General features: G+C 46.5%; 15 protein-coding genes. 3 read left to right on the top strand and 12 right to left on the bottom strand.

What is annotated here, in order from left to right; all coding sequences use genetic code 11:
* Positions 1 to 35: 35 nt before the first annotated feature.
* From lpdA to xsc, 10 genes are all read right to left on the bottom strand, one after another.
* On the bottom strand, positions 36 to 1,445 hold the full coding sequence (gene lpdA / locus L4D79_RS01980; protein ID WP_428646650.1) for a dihydrolipoyl dehydrogenase: 1,410 nt from the start codon (positions 1,443 to 1,445) through the stop codon (positions 36 to 38).
* A gap of 306 nt (positions 1,446 to 1,751) precedes the next feature.
* Positions 1,752 to 2,669: a cache domain-containing protein gene (locus L4D79_RS01975; protein ID WP_428646647.1), complete on the bottom strand. Its 918-nt coding sequence runs from the start codon at positions 2,667 to 2,669 to the stop codon at positions 1,752 to 1,754.
* 17 nt (positions 2,670 to 2,686) lie between these two features.
* On the bottom strand, positions 2,687 to 4,027 hold the full coding sequence (locus L4D79_RS01970) for a TRAP transporter large permease (protein WP_428646645.1): 1,341 nt from the start codon (positions 4,025 to 4,027) through the stop codon (positions 2,687 to 2,689).
* Between the two features lie 17 nt (positions 4,028 to 4,044).
* Positions 4,045 to 4,638, bottom strand: coding sequence for a TRAP transporter small permease (locus L4D79_RS01965; RefSeq protein WP_428646643.1), 594 nt, complete (start codon positions 4,636 to 4,638; stop codon positions 4,045 to 4,047).
* Between the two features lie 106 nt (positions 4,639 to 4,744).
* A complete protein-coding gene (locus L4D79_RS01960) occupies positions 4,745 to 5,743 on the bottom strand; it encodes a TRAP transporter substrate-binding protein (protein ID WP_428646640.1) in 999 nt (332 codons plus the stop codon).
* A 130-nt stretch (positions 5,744 to 5,873) separates the two neighbouring features.
* Positions 5,874 to 7,337 carry an NAD(P)/FAD-dependent oxidoreductase gene (locus tag L4D79_RS01955; protein ID WP_428646638.1) on the bottom strand — a complete coding sequence of 488 codons (1,464 nt, stop codon included), beginning with the start codon at positions 7,335 to 7,337 and terminating at the stop codon, positions 5,874 to 5,876.
* Between the two features lie 62 nt (positions 7,338 to 7,399).
* Positions 7,400 to 7,816 (bottom strand): nuclear transport factor 2 family protein, encoded by a 417-nt coding sequence (locus tag L4D79_RS01950; RefSeq protein WP_428646635.1) that lies wholly within the window; start codon positions 7,814 to 7,816, stop codon positions 7,400 to 7,402.
* 323 nt (positions 7,817 to 8,139) lie between these two features.
* Complete coding sequence (locus L4D79_RS01945; RefSeq protein WP_428646632.1) at positions 8,140 to 9,054, bottom strand: FRG domain-containing protein; 915 nt, start codon at positions 9,052 to 9,054, stop codon at positions 8,140 to 8,142.
* 13 nt (positions 9,055 to 9,067) lie between these two features.
* A complete protein-coding gene (locus tag L4D79_RS01940) occupies positions 9,068 to 10,105 on the bottom strand; it encodes a YeiH family protein (protein WP_428646630.1) in 1,038 nt (345 codons plus the stop codon).
* 71 nt (positions 10,106 to 10,176) lie between these two features.
* Positions 10,177 to 11,988, bottom strand: coding sequence for a sulfoacetaldehyde acetyltransferase (gene xsc, locus L4D79_RS01935; protein ID WP_428646627.1), 1,812 nt, complete (start codon positions 11,986 to 11,988; stop codon positions 10,177 to 10,179).
* 254 nt (positions 11,989 to 12,242) lie between these two features.
* Here xsc and L4D79_RS01930 point away from each other — a divergent pair, with 254 nt between their 5' ends.
* The 3 genes from L4D79_RS01930 (at position 12,243) to L4D79_RS01920 (ending at position 15,687) form a co-directional block, all read left to right on the top strand.
* Positions 12,243 to 13,226, top strand: coding sequence for an AAA family ATPase (locus tag L4D79_RS01930; protein ID WP_428646624.1), 984 nt, complete (start codon positions 12,243 to 12,245; stop codon positions 13,224 to 13,226).
* Positions 13,223 to 14,962 (top strand): cobaltochelatase CobT-related protein, encoded by a 1,740-nt coding sequence (locus L4D79_RS01925; protein WP_428646621.1) that lies wholly within the window; start codon positions 13,223 to 13,225, stop codon positions 14,960 to 14,962. Before L4D79_RS01930 ends, L4D79_RS01925 begins: the two co-directional genes overlap by 4 nt.
* Before the next feature lie 245 nt (positions 14,963 to 15,207).
* Positions 15,208 to 15,687, top strand: a complete 480-nt coding sequence (locus tag L4D79_RS01920) for a prepilin-type N-terminal cleavage/methylation domain-containing protein (RefSeq protein ID WP_428646619.1) — start codon at positions 15,208 to 15,210, stop codon at positions 15,685 to 15,687.
* 44 nt (positions 15,688 to 15,731) lie between these two features.
* On the opposite strand, the gene L4D79_RS01915 is transcribed toward L4D79_RS01920, so the two are convergent.
* Complete coding sequence (locus tag L4D79_RS01915) at positions 15,732 to 16,484, bottom strand: sulfite exporter TauE/SafE family protein (protein WP_428646616.1); 753 nt, start codon at positions 16,482 to 16,484, stop codon at positions 15,732 to 15,734.
* A 1-nt stretch (position 16,485) separates the two neighbouring features.
* A complete protein-coding gene (gene pta / locus L4D79_RS01910) occupies positions 16,486 to 17,490 on the bottom strand; it encodes a phosphate acetyltransferase (protein WP_428646613.1) in 1,005 nt (334 codons plus the stop codon).
* Between the last annotated feature and the right edge of the window lie 78 nt (positions 17,491 to 17,568).

Genomic DNA, 17,568 nt, shown 5'->3' with positions numbered 1-17,568 from the left:
CGCTAGAGCTACATATAGAGAATGCGTGGTAAGACTTAACGACGCCTGCTTGGCAGCATATCGGTCATTGATCCTTCGACCAACTCTGCAGCAAAGGCGAAGGTTTCTGCCAATGTTGGGTGGGCATGTACCGTATGCGCGATGTCTTTTGCCGTACCGCCCAGTTCAAGAACAGCGGCCGCTTCGTGAATAAGCTCACCCGCGTTTTCACCGCAAATGCCGGCACCTAACAATGCACCAGATTCTTTATCAAATAGCGCTTTGGTCACGCCATTGGTTGCACCAACACTTTGTGCACGACCACTAACAAGCCATGGTACTTTGCCCGTGCTGTAGTCAATACCCTGCTGTTTGGCTTCTTTCTCCGTTAAGCCAACCCATGCGACTTCTGGGCTAGTGTAAGCGACAGATGGGATTGCAGCAGGATGGAACGTTGCATCCAATCCGGCAATCACTTCTGAGGCAACTTTGCCTTCATGGGTCGCCTTGTGCGCGAGCATTGGCCCCTTAACGATATCGCCGATAGCGAAGATATGAGGCACTGATGTTTGCATCCGGTCATTGACTTCAACAAGCCCTTGCTCACTGATTGCGACACCGATGCTCTCCAGCCCAATACCTGCCGTATTAGGACGACGACCGACAGCGACCAACACCGCATCAAAAATGGCACTTTCAGGCGCTTTTTTCCCTTCAAAGGAAACCGCAATACCTGCATCCTGCGCTTCCATGCCGATCACTTTGGTTTTCGTCAGTAGCTGGTAGGTCTTTTTCGTTGCTTTAACAAGCGGTTGAACAATGTCTTTATCCGCAGCTGGGATAATTTGCTCCTGCGCTTCCACAATGGTGATCTCTGAACCTAGCGCCGAATAAACCTGCGCCATTTCCAATCCGATGATCCCGCCACCGATAATCAGTAACTTCTCAGGGATAGTGTGCAAAGACAGTGCATCAGTCGAATCCCACACCCTTGAATCGTCAGGTGCAATCGGTAATTTAACCGAGTGGGAGCCCGTCGCAATAATGGCGTGCTTGAAGTTTACATGCTGCTCCGTATCGGTCGTTACCGACAGCGTGCGCTCCCCAATAAATTGGCCTTCACCTTGCAGACGAACGACTTTTCTCGCTTTACTTAAATTCGCGATACCTTGGGTAAGCTCGGAAATTGTCCCTTCTTTATGGGCGCGCAATGCGTCAATATCAATATTAGGCTCTGTAAACGAAATACCCATACTTGCCCCATGCTTAGCATGCTCGATGAGCGATGCAGCATGAAGCAGGGTCTTTGAGGGAATGCAGCCCACATTGACACAAACGCCACCTAGCGTGTCACGTTTTTCAACAAGACACACTGACAATCCAAGATCTGCCGCTCTAAAAGCCGCTGTATACCCACCGGGTCCACCACCGAGTACAACAACATCTACGTTGATAGATTCCGTCATTAAAATTCCTTCTCTGCCAAGTTAAATACTTAATTTCCAGATATAGGCAACATAACGTGCCACTAGTAGATTTATCGTAGAAAGAAGCAAAATAAAACCGCAAAGTTGGAATATCCGATGCCGGTTCACTTTCTTTCGAAAAATCACCGTCAATATGTCTACCAGCTCAATGTTTATCTTCGGGGAATGGGTTTATAGAGGCGAAAAAAAAGGCCCCGATTACTCTTATATAGAGTAGCTAAAGGGCCAAACACTAGAGAAGGTGAAGTGCAACTTGATGGAACAACAATGGATAAACTGAATGAATTACCTTTCGTAGTAACCGACCCCAACTAGCTTATTATCAAGGATCCGGTAGTACGTATGTTTACTCTCGACTTTGCCTGAGGTTGGATTGAGCCATGGATAGGTTATCTCGCCCCGCCCTGTCTCCTCGGCTATTTTGAGCATTTCCCCAATCATGGGTTTACCTTGAATATTAAATACCTTGCCGACCAGATGTGGTGTGGCACCATGTGCCAGAAATTCTCCTGTGCGCTTATCCAGCACAAACACATACAAGTCATTTTTCACAAACTGGCTATCATGGCGGTTAAAAGCACCCAATGCATCCTGCTCGTTATTGATCAGTGCTTTCGTTGCTTGATCCAAGAAACCTTTGGCTTGATAAGCCGCCGCTCTTGCTGGGTGGTAACCGACAGCAACGATGATATCCCCTTCACGCTTAAACAAAGTACGTTTCGGCTCACCGGCACTATCTACCGGGTTGGTCCAGTGATATTCGACAACGCCTTCGCCCGATGTTGTTGCTTGCTCTATCATGTCGCGAAAAAAAAGTTTGCCATTCATGTCAGCTGTTGTTTTCACATCATCGCCGACCAAGACGACGGATGAACCGCCGCTGGCAAGAAATACCCCATCAACATTGAGCGCATAAACATACAATTCGTTATCGGTAAATTGTTGCTGATGGGAGAAGTCGTCGACGGACTCTGCACCCTGCTGGCGGATATGCCTTACCGCTTTATCTAATAGCACCCTTGCGCGCTTCTCTGCTTCAGTAACAATGGGCGGCGAGCTCACTGTATAAGTCGATATATTCTCAACAGATGCGTTCTCCAAGCTTGAGCTTGATGAAGCGACAGATCCGCAACTCAACGACATAGCAGCAGCCAACACGGCAACCCTTGCCCCGCTATTCACGAGACTCATTCCTTTATTCATATTCACCTCGCAATGTATTAATAACCAACTAAAGACGGCAACCAGAGTGTTAACTGTGGGAAGAACGCGATAAGAAATACGCCTACCACTGAAGCCATAACAAATGGGTGGATCCTTGCCGTTATTTGCTCAACCGTTGAGCCGCCTATCCCTGAAGCGACAAAGATATTCTCACCCAGTGGCGGTGTAGCGAAGCCAATAGAAAGAGTACATACCACCACAATACCGACATGGGTTGGGTCGGCTCCCAGCATATACATGATCGGCAGCAGCACCGGCACAATAATCATGATGGCGGCCAGTGTTTCCATAAACATACCGATAAACAGTAGCAAGGTAATAGTCAGCGCCCAAACCATGTACATGTTATCGGTCAGGCTTAATAATGAGTCTGCCACCACCACCGGGATCTTTTGCTCGATAAGGAGTCTGCCGAAGACAGTAGCCGCAAACAAAATCAACAAAACACGGCCGGTGATCCACGTCGTTGTTGTCAGCGAGCTAATGATATTTTTAAAAGCCAGCTCTCGGTGAACAAACAGCCCAACAAACAGTGAATAGAAAATAGCAACAATGGCTGATTCAGTCGGGGTAAATAACCCTGAATAGATGCCACCAAGAATCAAGAATGGCGCTAAGAGTGACCAAACACCGCGTCTTAGCGTTGTCCGTATATCTCCTACGGACCAATTTTCAGTTAACCCTTTATAGCCACGCTTTTTAGCAATAAGGTAATTGGTCACCATCAAGGTTGACGCCATGATCAAACCAGGGATAACACCGGCGACAAATAACTTGGGAATAGACAAGGATGCAAATTGACCGTGCTGGGAAATGGCTTCAGGAGGCGGCATTAACCCCATTGCAGAAATACCAAATATCACCAATGGAATGGAAGGCGGTATGATGATCCCAAGCCCTCCTGATGCTGCCGTTACCGCAGAGGCATAACTGCGCTCATAGTCTCTTTTGACCATGGCTGGTACCATTAACATACCTACCGCAGCCGTTGTTGCAGGCCCTGAGCCTGAAATTGCCCCGAAGAACAGGCAAGCAACCACCGTTGCTGCCCCCAGTCCGCCGGTAACCGGTCCAGCAAGACTTTCTGCAATATCGACCAAACGCTTGGAGATCCCGGCCGCTTCCATTAATGCTCCCGCCAAAACGAACGCAGGCAATGCCATGAGCGGGAAGTTACCGACGGAGGTGAAGGCGATTTGTACCAAAGCGATTGGGTTCTTATCCAATACAAGATAAGCGGCCATTGAGGCCCCAGCCAGTGACACGGTAATTGGCGCGCCCAAGATGAGCATGACCAAGAAGCCACCAAATAAAATGAGTGTGAGATATCCTTCCATGAACGACCCCTTTCCGTTTAACCCGCAGTTTTATGGACTTTCAGCGACTGGCTCTGGACTTGATGCTGTTGATTCTGAACTTGTAGCTTCTGAATTTTCTTAATCTCTTTTACGTCCGGATCAACCGCTTCAACGCCTTTGAATAATCGCTCGTAGTTATTCCACAAAATGCGAATTGTCATCAGAGTAAAAGCAATAGGCAGGATCATATAGAAATACTTCATTGGAATGCCTGTGGTTTGCGACTTCCAAAAAAGGTTCATCTTGTTAAAGACAAAGTCATAGCTTAGATAAACAAAGTAGCCATTAAATGCTACCCACAATAGATCAGCAATCGTTTCACACACTGTTTTTACGATGGGGGGGAAGAACTTAAAATGAAAGCTAACTCTATTATGCGCTGACATTTTGGCAGCGACTACCGCCCCTAAATAAGCGAACCAAACGAACATGTAGGTTGCAACTTCATCCCCCCAAGGAATGGAGTACTGAAAAAACTGGCGCAACAAAATTTGTGCAAAAAGTAACAAAACAAATAAAGCCAATAATAAACAGCAAGTATATTCTTCAATATTATTAAGATGCTTTTTAATTGTTTGGATGACAGACATAAAGCCTCCGACGTTTCCCTGATTCTTATTCTTGGTATTCATCAGGGGAAAATGGACTCATGCTTTACATTATTAAATCAGGTAAAGCATGAGTACTTGGGTTTAGTTAGCGTCCTAATAACTTCAGAGTTTCATCTAACTTTTCTTTACCGCCGATACTGGTATAGAACTTAGGCCAAACGGTTTTAGTGACTTTTTCAATCCACTCTTTCTCACCGTTTGCAGGGTCAGTAAACACCATCCCCTTCGCGGCAAGTTCTTTACGGATCTGTCCTTCGGTATCTTGTAGGTAGGCAAAGCTATGTTCAGTGGCTTCTTTACCCGCTTCTAGGATACTGGCTTGCATTTCAGGCGACTGTTGTTGGAATACCGATTCGCTGACAATAAGTGGCTCTAGAGAGAAGATATAGCGAATGTTCGTAACGTATTTCTGTACCTCATCAAACTTCATTGCATAAACAGTGATGTATGGATTATCTTGCCCATCAACCACACCCTGCTGAAGCCCGGTAAAGGTTTCTGACCATGCCATTGGGGTTGGGTTGACCCCCCATGCTTGATAGGAAGCAATCATGATTTCATTTCGAGGAACCCGAATAACCAAGCCTTTTAGATCTTCAGGCGTTGCAACAGGGCGTTTTGAATTGGTCAGAACACGAAATCCTGAATAGGCCCAACCAATGATCCGCACACCGGCATCACGAATAGTATTGTCCACCAGTTCTTGGCCAACGTCTCCCTGCGTCAACAGTTTCGCTTCATCTGCACTTTGAATTACGTAAGGCATTGTTAGCAAACCAACCGTTGGTGAAAAAGGTGTCACGTTATTAATGGCAAGAATAGAAAAGTCTAGTAAACCAATGGCAGCATTATTGACGGTGTCTTGTTCGTTACCCAATTGACCATTTGGAAATAAATCGACTTTTACTTGACCGTTTGTTTTCTTATCCAGCAATTCACTGAAAGTCGTCCCTAGTTCCCACTGTGTTCCACCTGCGGCATCACCTATCGCCATTTTAAAATTCTTTGCAAGTACGGTTGATGAAGTAAATGCCATAGTGACAGCAGCAATAAGACTAACAATCTTCTTTTTCTGGAATTTCATAGTCGTAACCTTTTATATTGTTTCGCTATATTCGCGTTATAGATAAAGGTGACCACGGAACAACGTACATAGACATCCTGGTCATGTTGTGTGTCTTTTTTGTCTAGTGCTCTTTTTAGCCTGATAGGAATTAAAGTACTTCGTCTTTTAGGTAATACCATTTATATAAGAACCGCTGGCCAAGCCGTCTAAAGGGGGCAAAAGCTTCGGACTCGACCACTTCTTGAATATTGGGAAACGGCAGTTTTGATTGAAATATAGGTAAATTTAAATCTTTACCTTCACCCGCAATCCATTGAGCTAATCGCTTTCCGGCTTGCGCCGAGTACATTACGCCATTGCCCCCGTAGCCCAGTGCGTAATAAATCGTTTGATTGGCGTTAGGTTGATAAATACGTGGCATCATATCGTGACTGACATCCACCCAGCCCCACCAAGAATAATCAACTTGGATATTATCCAACGCTGGGAACTTACGTGCTAAGTCCGCTTTGAGCATATCTTCGTACTTTTTCTCTGGCGCAGCCTGTCCGGTGATGGCACTCCGGGTACCAATTTGAACCCGGTTATCCGGTAGCAAGCGGTAATAATGCCGAAGTACGCGTGTATCGGTGATAACCTGATTAGTACGGAAATTACATGCTACCAACTCAGATTCTGTTAAGGGCCGCGTCACCATAGAGTTTGACAGAATAGGCAGCAGGCGGTTCTTCAGTTGGCCGTGTAGACCTTGCGAGGTATAGCCACCGGTTGCCACCCCAACCGCTCTTGCACGTACAGTGCCCCCGGGGGTTTTTAAGTAATGCACACCGTTTCGTGTCTCCCAACCAATCACTGGACTTGCTGGGTGGACCGTCGCCCCTAGCGCTCTGGCTTTTTTCAGGTAACCAAAGGCCAACTTACCGGCGTGGATGCCAATCCCTTCTGGTTCGTGCATGGCCCCCGCAGCTTCCTGATCACCAACCAACTGCTTCTTTACCGTATCAGCATCTAGAATCTGAGCATCATAGTTAAACGCCTGGCGCAGTAACTTGGCTTCTTTCTCCAGAGTCGGCATAACCTTGGCACGATGGGCAACATATAGGTGTCCCCCATGCTGTGGCTCACAATCGATATCTTTAATAAGCCCTTTAAACGTTTCCATGCCATCGAGACATTCTTCATGCATACGAATGGCCGTTTCCAAGCCCCAGCGCTGAATCCACTGAGAGCGTTTCAAACGCCCGGATGCACACTGGGCTTGTCCACCATTGCGGGTACTACAGCCCCAACTGACTCTGTTTGCCTCTAATACCGTTGCCCTGATGCCATATTCTTCGGCAAGGTGAATCGCGGTTGTTAGCCCGGTAAACCCTGAACCAATAATGACGACATCAACATCAACGTCACTGACAATGGGGCCATCATCTGCTGGCGGCTCCCCAGCAGTGCCGACCCAGTACGTTGGCGCATATTCTGTACCGTGCCCAGGTGTTTTAGCGACCAGTGGATCATAAGCCGGATCATAGATGTTTTTTGCCGCGGTTGCTGACTGGGTGTTATTAGTGTTTGATTTTTCGAGTATTACCCTTTCTTTCTCTGCTATTGAATCCATTTAAAGCTCCTCATTCAAGCCCTTTAGCCATGACATATCCAGATAAGGTTTATCTCAGGCGCTTAATTTGGATTAAAGAAAGAAGGACGGTCTTTACGGAAAGCATTTTTGACTTGGATCTTGCCTTCAACAAGCGTGAAGACATCCACCATCCTGGCTTCGATACGGCTACCGTCCGGCTTGGTGGCACAAAATGTCGACTCTGATACGGCGCGGTCGCCACTGACAAAGTGCACACCGTCTAGCCATGCTGCATCTGGGAAATTCTTCCAAACCTGCTGAAAACTTGTCTTTACTGCTTCCCTACCGGAAAAAGTATTACCTTGAAGCTCAGGGCCTGCAGCTGTGTGAAAGGTACAATCGTCCGTAACAAATGTCATCAGGGCATCAATATCATGGTTATTCCATGCTTCACTAAACGCTTGTAAAAATTCGATGCTGACTTCATCACGGTGACTTTCTACAGACTGAGTATTCATTCTTATATCCTTATCGTTTTAAACATGAAACAGACAATTCCACCAGCTTGAATGTTAAATTTTGGTTAAACATATACCTCTGTTAACATACCGTCAAATCATATTCTTAATTTCGAGACATAACGTTAGCTGGTTAATCCTTAACAGATATTTCCAATTTTTCGCCTGATATTTTCTGCCTATCAACAGGAAACCAACCTTAACAAAACGTTAACCTAAAGCTAGTTGTCATCCTTGTTGCAGTCAATGTAATATTCGAAAAATTGAGATGATTTATTTCAAAAATTAATATTTGTGAGTTACATCAACAAAGCGTTTGCTGATCAGTCAAAATCAAAGTCACTGGTATAGGTATGGCGATATTGCTGCAGTCCCCCTTTTGTCTCTCGTCGGGTTAGTTCCTGAAGCGAATCACTTGATACAGGGCTTGCCAGTGGCGAGGTTTGGTAATCGACAAGATTCGTTGCTAACAATGATTGATAGGCCCCAGATTCACAGGCTCCAGCTCCACCTCTATCCAACTCACGACTTTCAGCTGGTGCCTGCTCGAACAATTTATTAATGTGCAAACAAAGCCCAGTTAAGTCTGGATATATCAGCTGCTCATTAATGCCACACTTATCGAGCTCCAACAGCAGGTTGTCTTTCACCTCAGAGAAAATAGGAATTTCATACAGTTCATCACTCTTCCCCGCTTCTATTTCAAACGGCGTAAACCGTTTACCGGATTCTTGCGAGTTAACCGACGGGTGTATGCTATACCAATTACTCTGTGCCTTTATCCTTGCGTGTGTGATAGGAGGTTGGAAAACCTTTGTTTCATTGACTTCGAAAGGATCACCAACCATATCAATCTCTTGCCTCTCTGAGGCCTTCAACACATAGACATGTGGTTGATTACCGGGTGATTGACATGCGAACCATAACGCAACCAATGGATTGCTGGTCCAATCCAACAGCCGAGTTTTCAAGCCATGATGATGGGCTTCAGACATGAGGTGCCAGTAATCTGAACGGTTAATATTGAGCTTATTTCTTCCCAGGCGAGAGAAAGAATCCAACATATCTTTCTCTTGACCGACTGTTGTTATATTTTCACAACCTCTCGCAATAGACGGTATTAATGATTTTCGCTTATTTGGTTGTCCTCTGAATAAAAGTAATTCTTCTCCATTTCTTAATTCATCAATAATGGCTAAATACTTAGTAATTGAACCCGTATACGGTAGAGAGTTCATGCGCTTCTCCTTATTAAAAAATCATTCGTCCCAAATACACGACAACCAACATGTATGCTGCGATAAACAATGCATTCCCCAGTAAAAGCGCGATGGGCTTCCAACCGAGTGCCGACAATTTTTCAAACGAGGTTTTCACCCCTAGTGCTGCGATTGATATAACTAAACACCACTTTGAAATATCAGAGCTGATGTCAACAGCGACAGGCGGGATCCAGCCAAGACTGTTAACAATAACGAGGCCAACAAATACCAATAGAAAGAATGGGACAAGAGGTTGCTTACCTGTTTGCTCGCTCCCTTTTTCCTGCCTTGCAGTACGGAAGCAAAAGGCAAACACCACTACGACCGGCATCAACATCGCGACTCGGAACATTTTCGCCAACGTTGCAGAATCCCCCACTTCGGGTGAAATCATAAAACCCGCCCCCACAACTTGGGCAACATCATGGATGGATCCGCCGAGAAACAACCCTGCTTCTGCTCGACTGAGTTCAAGCATGGAGACCACCAGTGGATAGAGCACCATGGCAATAGTGGAAAAGGCAGCAACCCCAATGGCCGTCAACAAAGTGTAATGTTCGTTTTCTTTGTTTTGAGGCAACGTGGCGGAAATCGCCATTGCTGCCGATATCCCACAAATACCCGTTGCCCCGCCAGATAGAATCCCAAGCATCTTAGGCAAGCGTAGTATTCTCGACAATAACAGGCTGAAGCCAATGGTCAGCATGACAGCACCAGCGAGTGCAGCGACCCCAAGCGTGCCGATAGCGTGAACATCACTGATAGCAATTCGAACCCCCAGCAAAGCCACACCAACCCGTACCAGCTTCTTTGCCGACATTTCTATGCCGGGAAGACACTTGTGATTATCCGATAGGAAATGGAACGAGATCCCAATCAGTAGTGCGTAAAGGAATGTTGGCCCTCCATATTGCGCCGAAACAAAGGATGCAGCGGCAGCAATCACAACACATAGCAGCAAGCCTGGAACAAACTCGTTCAAACCGGAAAGCAAAGGTTTTGGCAGCTTTAACGCGCGTTCGGTCATGTGGCATCTCCTTGTTAAGTATAAAAAAGCCCAACTCTATACCGCTGGTCAGGCTCCATGTTGACTCGTGATTACACGTAATCTTTATACTTATCGAGGAAACGGACAGGCTTCGACAGTGCATCTCGGCGGAACGGGTCGCCCAGCTCCTGAGTACACATGATTTCTATAATGGTGGTTTTGCCTTCATTCATTTGCATGTCGATGGCTTTTTGCAAGGCAGGCCCTACATCTTCCAAGCGATCGACCGTGATACCTTCTGCGCCCATCGCACGGCCGATTTCAGCAAAGCTCTGGTTATCCAACTCGCCAGCAACAAAACGGCGGTTATAGAAATCGACTTGGTTTTTCTTCTCAGCCCCCCACTGACGGTTATGGAAGACTACCGCTGTCACCGGGATGTTATGGCGAACACAGGTCATGGTTTCCATCAAGCTCATGCCCCAAGCACCGTCACCCGCATAAGAGATGGCTGGACGGTGAGGCGCAGCAGCCTTGGCACCAATAATTGTCGGGAACGCATAACCACAGTTACCGAAACTCATTGCGGCAAAGAAACTGCGTGGCTTTTCAAAACGCAGGTAGCTGTTGGCAATGGAGTTGATATTGCCGATATCGGTAGAGACCATGACATCTTCAGGCATGGCTTTTTCTAGTTCACGTAACACCTGGCGAGGATGCAGGTATTCACCACCAGAAAATGGTTTTTCCTGCGCATTTTGCTCAATCATGTCCAAACTGAACGAGTCACGCTCATGGGTCCACTCATCAAGCTCTTTTTCCCAAATTTCTTTCTCAGCCTGAACCTTATTGAAACGCTCATCTTTTGTCGCATCACAAGCAAGTGCTCTGCCTTCTAGGCGTTCACCTAGCGCTACAGCCGAGGCTTTCGCATCGCCACAAATACCGACAGAAATCTTTTTCACCAAGCCCAGCATTTTATGGTCGGCATCAATTTGGATAATCTTGGCATCTTTCGGCCAGTACTCCATACCGTGTTGTGGCAAGGTACCGAATGGCCCTAAGCGTGACCCTAGCGCGATGACCACATCTGCTTGGGAGATCAGCTTCATTGCCGCTTTTGAACCTTGGTAACCCAGCGGTCCACACCACAATGGGTGACTTGCAGGGAAAGAATCGTTATGTAGGTAACTGTTCACCACCGGGGCGCCCAAACGTTCAGCCAGTGCTTTACACTCTTGCACGGCATCCGCCATCACAACCCCACCACCGGAAATAATCACCGGGAATTTAGCCTCAGCGAGCAGGTCTACAGCATCATTTAGGCTCTGATCACCACCCGGGCCACGATCCAATCGCGCAGGTTTTGGAATTTCACACGTCACTTCGCCATAAAAGTAGTCGCGTGGAATATTAAGTTGGGTAGGCCCCATTTCACTCATCGCGCGGTCAAAGCATCGGCCAGTGTATTCAGCCATACGGGACGGGTGCGTAACATGCCCTTGGTATTTGGTGAACTCTTGGAACATAGGCAGCTGGTTACATTCCTGAAAACCGCCTAAGCCCATGGTTGTCGTTCCTGTTTCCGGCGTCACAATGACCACTGGGCTATGCGCCCAATACGCCGCCGCGATTGCGGTAACACAGTTACTGATCCCAGGGCCATTCTGACCAATTACCACACCATGGTTGCCTGAAACCCGGGAGTAGCCGTCTGCCATATGCGCAGCACCCTGCTCATGTACAACGGGAACTAAGCGGATTCCAGCTGGCGCGAAGATATCCATCGCATCCATAAAGGCTGAACCCATAATGCCGAACATGTCTGTCACCCCATTGGCAACCATGGTTTCAACAAAGGCCTCGGATGGCGTCATTTTGGTTGGGCCGGTTACAACTGTACGTGCATCTTGTTCGCTCATTCTCTGTATCTCCTTGATGATGGGCATTCCAACTTAATGAAACTTTTTGTCTCGATATTTCGAATTCATGTAAACACTAGACGCTCATTTTTTACCCGTCAACAAAAAATTAACAATCGATACAATTTATTCCATTTTTTGATACGAGAGCGTCAATTTCACCATTGCGCTGTTCCGAAATCACCAAACGTAGGAAACAATGCACTTATAAGCCCTATCAAATATCAGTTGTTCAATTCGAGAAAGGATGTGACATGGTGGACATTACAATGAGTAAGCCCGATATGATGGTGTCTGTAAGAGAAGTGTTTGGTATCGATACCGATCTTCACGTTCCGGCATTCAGTACTCGTGACGATCACGTACCTGAAATTGATCACGCCTATCGCTTCAACCCCGAAGTCACACTGGCTATTTTGGCGGGATTTGCCCAAGACAGGAGGACGATGATCCAAGGTATGCACGGTACTGGAAAGTCGACCCACATAGAACAAGTTGCAGCCCGCTTAAACTGGCCCTGCGTCCGTGTGAACTTAGATGGGCATTTAAGCCGGCTAGATTTGGTCGGTAAAGATGCCATCGTGATCAGGGATGGTAAGCAAATCACCGAGTTTCAGGAAGGGATTGTGCCTTGGTCCCTACAACGCCCCGTTGCCCTGATCTTTGATGAATACGACGCTGGACGTCCTGATGTCATGTTTGTTATCCAACGGATTTTAGAAAGAGATGGCAAATTCACCCTGCTTGATCAGAACAAGGTCATCCACCCACACAGTGCCTTCAGGCTGTTTGCAACATCAAATACCGTCGGTCTGGGAAACCTTTCTGGCCTTTACCATGGCACTCAGGTTTTAAACCATGCACAAATAGACCGGTGGAATATCGTCGCCACCTTGAACTACCTTCCCCCAGAGGAAGAGGCTGCCATCGTGTTAGCGAGAGTGCCCAGTAAAGATACCGAGAAAGGAAGAGCATTAATCAATCGTATGGTTGCCATGGCAGGGCTTACCCGAAAGGGGTTTTCAGCGGGTGATCTCTCAACCTTGATGTCGCCGCGTACAGTGATCACATGGGCAGAAAATTGTGAGATTTTTAATAGCCCGGCACTCGCCTTCCGCCTTTCGTTTCTCAACAAGTGTGATGATTTTGAACGTCCAGTCATCGCTGAATATTACCAACGTTGCTTCAATGAAGAGTTAGCTGAGTCGTGGCTATTACATTCAGGAGTCTCACAATGAAACCTGCACCTACGACCAATAAGAGAGAGCGACAGAAAAGCCAGCAACTGCATGAAGCTTCTGCCAGAGCATTGAGCGAAGAGTTAAAACTTCATTATCGCGGAGAATCACTCTATGTCGATAATCAGCATATTCCAGTTTACGCCGCCCACCTGCGAAATGCCCCTGAATCCCGCCATGGCAATGCTAGTGAAAAACGCGGCAAGATCGATGCGATTTCACTACGATTACGCTATTCAGATTCTCATCTCCATAAACAATTAACCCCTGAAGATCCCATCACAAGACTGCTTTTCGAAGTCTTAGAGCAGTTAAGGTGCGAAAGTTACCTATGCGACGACCAAATAAAAGAAAACCTACCCGGTGTATGCGCCAATATTGATCACAACTTCACGGAATGGTCCCGGCAATTTTATCAATCCGGTATGGCTGATACCCACATTGGCCTATTACTGTTTACCGCAGTCCAAGTTGTCCGCTCCCGCCTTCATGCCCAAGCTATCGATGAGTCTTTTGAAGATTTCATCGAAGCTACACGGGCAGGCATAGTACCGATAATCGGGCAAGATTTAGCTGGATTAAGACGACATCGCCGCAACCAGCAGGCTTACGCTCACCATGCCATTTCGTTAGGTTCAATCATCAGCGAGATGATTGAGTCAGAACAAGATCAAACCAACTCACCTGATGAAACAAATGTAGATCAGGCCAAGTCAGCGCTATCTTTTTTGCTTAATTTTGATCAGGGTGAAGAAACACCAATGGCGACCGCATATAGTGGCCAAAGTAAGGTGTTTAATGAAAATCACAGCTCTTACCGGATCTTCACTACCAAATACGATCGAGAAGTACATGCATCAGAACGGGTCCGTAAAGCACTACTCGCTGCATTGCGTGAAGAGCTTGATGAGCGCATCCAGCAACAAGGAATAAATATCAAGCAGCTATCGCATCAGCTGTCAGCCTTGTTGTCATCCCCACAACGAGATGGTTGGCTATATGGGGAAGAAGACGGATATATAGACGGTCGGCGGCTCAGCCAGTTAGTCAGCTCACCAAATGAAAACCGCATATTCTGTCACGAGTATTACCGTGCAAAGCCTAATAGCATTGTCAGCTTTCTCATCGACTGCTCGGGGTCAATGCGTGAGCACATCAACCACATCACTATGTTGATAGATACCATGGTTAAAGCGCTCGGCCTTGCCGGCATCAATAGTGAAGTCTTGGGGTTTACCACCAATAGTTGGAACGGCGGCAAAGCCTATACTGACTGGCTGAAGCAACGAAAACCAGCCTATCCCGGCAGATTAAATGAAAGCTGCCACCTTATATTCAAATCAGCAGAAAGCCATTGGCGACACACCCGAAGGGATATTGCAGCACTATTAAAAGCAGACTTGTTCAAAGAAGGGATAGATGGCGAAGCCGTAATGTGGGCCTGCCAACGTCTTAGCCAAAGAGAGGAGCCCCGAAAGATCCTATTTGTAATCTCCGATGGCTGCCCTATGGATACCGCCACCAACCTCGCCAATGACAAGTTTTATTTAGACAACCACCTCAAACAAGTGATTGCCCAATATCAAGCAAACCAGCAGTTTGAAATTGTAGGATTAGGTGTCGGGTTAGATCTCAGCCCCTATTATCGCCATTGCCTGGCATTGGATTTCACTGAGTCTTCGATTCAGCACAACATATCTGAAATCATTTCCCTGCTATCAAAAGGCAGAATGTAAACCCAAATGCTTCATATCAATCTGTAACCAAATAAAGGAATAGCTTTGTCTGATTTTTAATTGTTTGGTTTGGAAATTGAACACTCGATCGCATAGGCACAAAAAAATGCATCCACCAGCTTCACTTTATGCCCTCAGGTCGTAGAATCTGTGTTGTTTAACCGCCCCATGTGAGGCGGTTTTTTTATGCCTATAGAAAACATTTGTAGAAAATATAAACAATATCGCTTAAATAGACGGCCATTATGAAAAAGAACAACGGATTTACTCTCATCGAACTGGTAGTAGTCATCGTCATCCTAGGGATCATCTCTGTGACTGCTGCACCTAAATTCCTGAACATACAAACTGATGCTCGTATAGCAGCATTAGAAGGGACCAAAGGGGCATTGATAGGCGCTTACTCAATCGTACTAGGCAAAGCGATAAACGATGGCATAGAAACTAGCTATGGTGTGATTGAAGGTGACATTAAAACCGTGAAAGGCCTACCTGTAATGACCAAAGCCAATGTTGTTAAGTTCATGGAAACTGACATGAACATTATTGACTCTGACGGCAACAACGACGAAGAAGGCTACCAGAACGAGCGTACTTCAACGGTGTTCTTCTCAAACTATGAGAAAGGTGATACGTCATTCCCAGAAAAAGCCTGCTTCCTACGGGCAACCAATATTCAATTCCTCGGTGAAATGGAATTAGAGCTTGTGACAGACGAGTGTTAATTAGAAAGGGTCCAGTCGGGCCCTTTTTTTTGAATAGTTAAGAGTCAAACCAAGGTTGAAGAGAAGATCAAGTAGATCCCAATTGCCATCAGCAAGCCAAATACTATTCGCCGCATAGTTTCAGCACTAAAAGGCGGTGGAAATCGCCGTCCTAGATAGGTCGTTAATGTGACAATTGGCAATGAAACTGCGGTTAAAATCAAGATTTCGGTATTAAGTTGCCCTTGGATACCAACAAAGATGCTGCGTGAAGCCGACGTGCAAGCAAAGACGACAAGCAACATATTACGGATAGTGGTGATATCAAAAGGCTGTCGATAAAACTGATAAACCAGCGGGGGCCCCGCCATTCCGAACAAACCTCCGGTTAAACCAGAGCTAAACCCGCTAACAAAGAAGCTAGTATCCCCCGAGCGTTCAGCTCTCACCGACGGGCGCAGCATAAAATTGAGCCCACTATATACAATCATCACTCCAACAAGGCATTGCAGAATACTTGCAGCCGATTGGCTCAAATACTCCAATAATACGACACCAGCAACAACTCCTGGCAGCACACCAATGACCACCAGCCGCACTGATTTCCATTCAACTAATTTCGTCGACCCTGGCAAAGCAAAGGCGCAATTAGCCAGCGTCACCAAGCTAACCACAGCAGCCATAACAGCTACAGTCGTCAGCTCAAAAGCCGTGGTAGCACCAATCACGATAATCCCGAGACCAAAACCCGTGACGGTCTGGAAATATGTGCCGACCATGATGATAGCCAACAATAGCAATAGGTTTTCTAACATCATCCTATCTTGGCCCTTGCTGTGCTTGTACGGCGGTAACCGCGATAACATGATAGATATCATTCACGCTACAACCGCGGGAAAGATCATTGGCTGGCTTCGCCAACCCTTGCAGTAAAGGCCCAATCGCTATCGCGCCACCAACACGTTCAGCTAATTTGTATCCAATATTGCCCGCCTCCAAGTTTGGGAATATCAATACATTAGACTGACCCTTCACTTTCGAATCCGGCAGTTTTCGCTGGGCGATTTCCGCCACAATCGCAGCATCTAGCTGAACATCATTATCTATCGCCAGTTCAGGCTCCTGTTGCTTCACTTTCTCGGATGCCGCGACGACCTTATCAACCGCACTGTGCTTAGCGCTTCCATTGGTAGAGAAAGACAACATTGCCACCTTTGGCTCCTCCATCAAGAGACTTCTTGCGCTTGATGCCGCAGACAATGCAATGTCTGCCAATTGATCCTCATTCGGATCAACCACCAAACCACAGTCAGAAAAGATCATACCGCCTTTTAAGTGATGGAAAGGCTGGCAAAGCATCATGAGAAAGAAGCTAGAAACCAATGTTGAATGGGGCGACATACCAATTAACTGAATTGCACTGCGAACGACATCACCTGTGGTATTGATAGCCCCAGCAACAGAGCCATCAGCCAAGTCATGCTTAACCATCAAGTTGGCAAAGCACAACGGGTTCAGTACGGCTTTCTTTGCCAGCTCTTGGGTCATGCCTTTTGCTGCCCGCATTTCATACAAGCTAAGGGCAAATTCATGCGTTAAGCCTGAGGTTTCAGGATCGATGACTTCCATACCTTCAAGAGAGATACCCTGCTCAGTGGCAACAACCTGAATACTTTTAACTTTACCAACCAAAATGATGCTGGCGATCCCTTTATCCAGTGCCAGCTTTGCAGCGGCCAACACTCGTTGATCTTCTGCTTCACACAACACAATACGCTTAGGCTGCTTTTGGGCCTGTTCAATTATTCGGTGGATTGCTTTCATGAGTCTGCCTTCACTGGCCTCAATAACAACAAATAATGAGACAAATTATTCCAAAAGTTGATATTTGAATAAATATTA

This window comes from Photobacterium satsumensis, assembly GCF_050336935.1.
In the GTDB taxonomy this organism is placed as follows: domain Bacteria; phylum Pseudomonadota; class Gammaproteobacteria; order Enterobacterales; family Vibrionaceae; genus Photobacterium; species Photobacterium satsumensis.
Note: the sequence above shows the minus strand (reverse complement) of the source record. Positions and strands in the feature narration are given on the sequence as shown.

Coding starts and splice junctions, on each gene's coding strand:
- lpdA (WP_428646650.1), bottom strand. CDS start 1,445: ATGACGGAATCTATCAACGTAGATGTTGTTGTACTCGGTGGTGGACCC.
- L4D79_RS01975 (WP_428646647.1), bottom strand. CDS start 2,669: ATGAATAAAGGAATGAGTCTCGTGAATAGCGGGGCAAGGGTTGCCGTG.
- L4D79_RS01970 (WP_428646645.1), bottom strand. CDS start 4,027: ATGGAAGGATATCTCACACTCATTTTATTTGGTGGCTTCTTGGTCATG.
- L4D79_RS01965 (WP_428646643.1), bottom strand. CDS start 4,638: ATGTCTGTCATCCAAACAATTAAAAAGCATCTTAATAATATTGAAGAA.
- L4D79_RS01960 (WP_428646640.1), bottom strand. CDS start 5,743: ATGAAATTCCAGAAAAAGAAGATTGTTAGTCTTATTGCTGCTGTCACT.
- L4D79_RS01955 (WP_428646638.1), bottom strand. CDS start 7,337: ATGGATTCAATAGCAGAGAAAGAAAGGGTAATACTCGAAAAATCAAAC.
- L4D79_RS01950 (WP_428646635.1), bottom strand. CDS start 7,816: ATGAATACTCAGTCTGTAGAAAGTCACCGTGATGAAGTCAGCATCGAA.
- L4D79_RS01945 (WP_428646632.1), bottom strand. CDS start 9,054: ATGAACTCTCTACCGTATACGGGTTCAATTACTAAGTATTTAGCCATT.
- L4D79_RS01940 (WP_428646630.1), bottom strand. CDS start 10,105: ATGACCGAACGCGCGTTAAAGCTGCCAAAACCTTTGCTTTCCGGTTTG.
- xsc (WP_428646627.1), bottom strand. CDS start 11,988: ATGAGCGAACAAGATGCACGTACAGTTGTAACCGGCCCAACCAAAATG.
- L4D79_RS01930 (WP_428646624.1), top strand. CDS start 12,243: ATGGTGGACATTACAATGAGTAAGCCCGATATGATGGTGTCTGTAAGA.
- L4D79_RS01925 (WP_428646621.1), top strand. CDS start 13,223: ATGAAACCTGCACCTACGACCAATAAGAGAGAGCGACAGAAAAGCCAG.
- L4D79_RS01920 (WP_428646619.1), top strand. CDS start 15,208: ATGAAAAAGAACAACGGATTTACTCTCATCGAACTGGTAGTAGTCATC.
- L4D79_RS01915 (WP_428646616.1), bottom strand. CDS start 16,484: ATGATGTTAGAAAACCTATTGCTATTGTTGGCTATCATCATGGTCGGC.
- pta (WP_428646613.1), bottom strand. CDS start 17,490: ATGAAAGCAATCCACCGAATAATTGAACAGGCCCAAAAGCAGCCTAAG.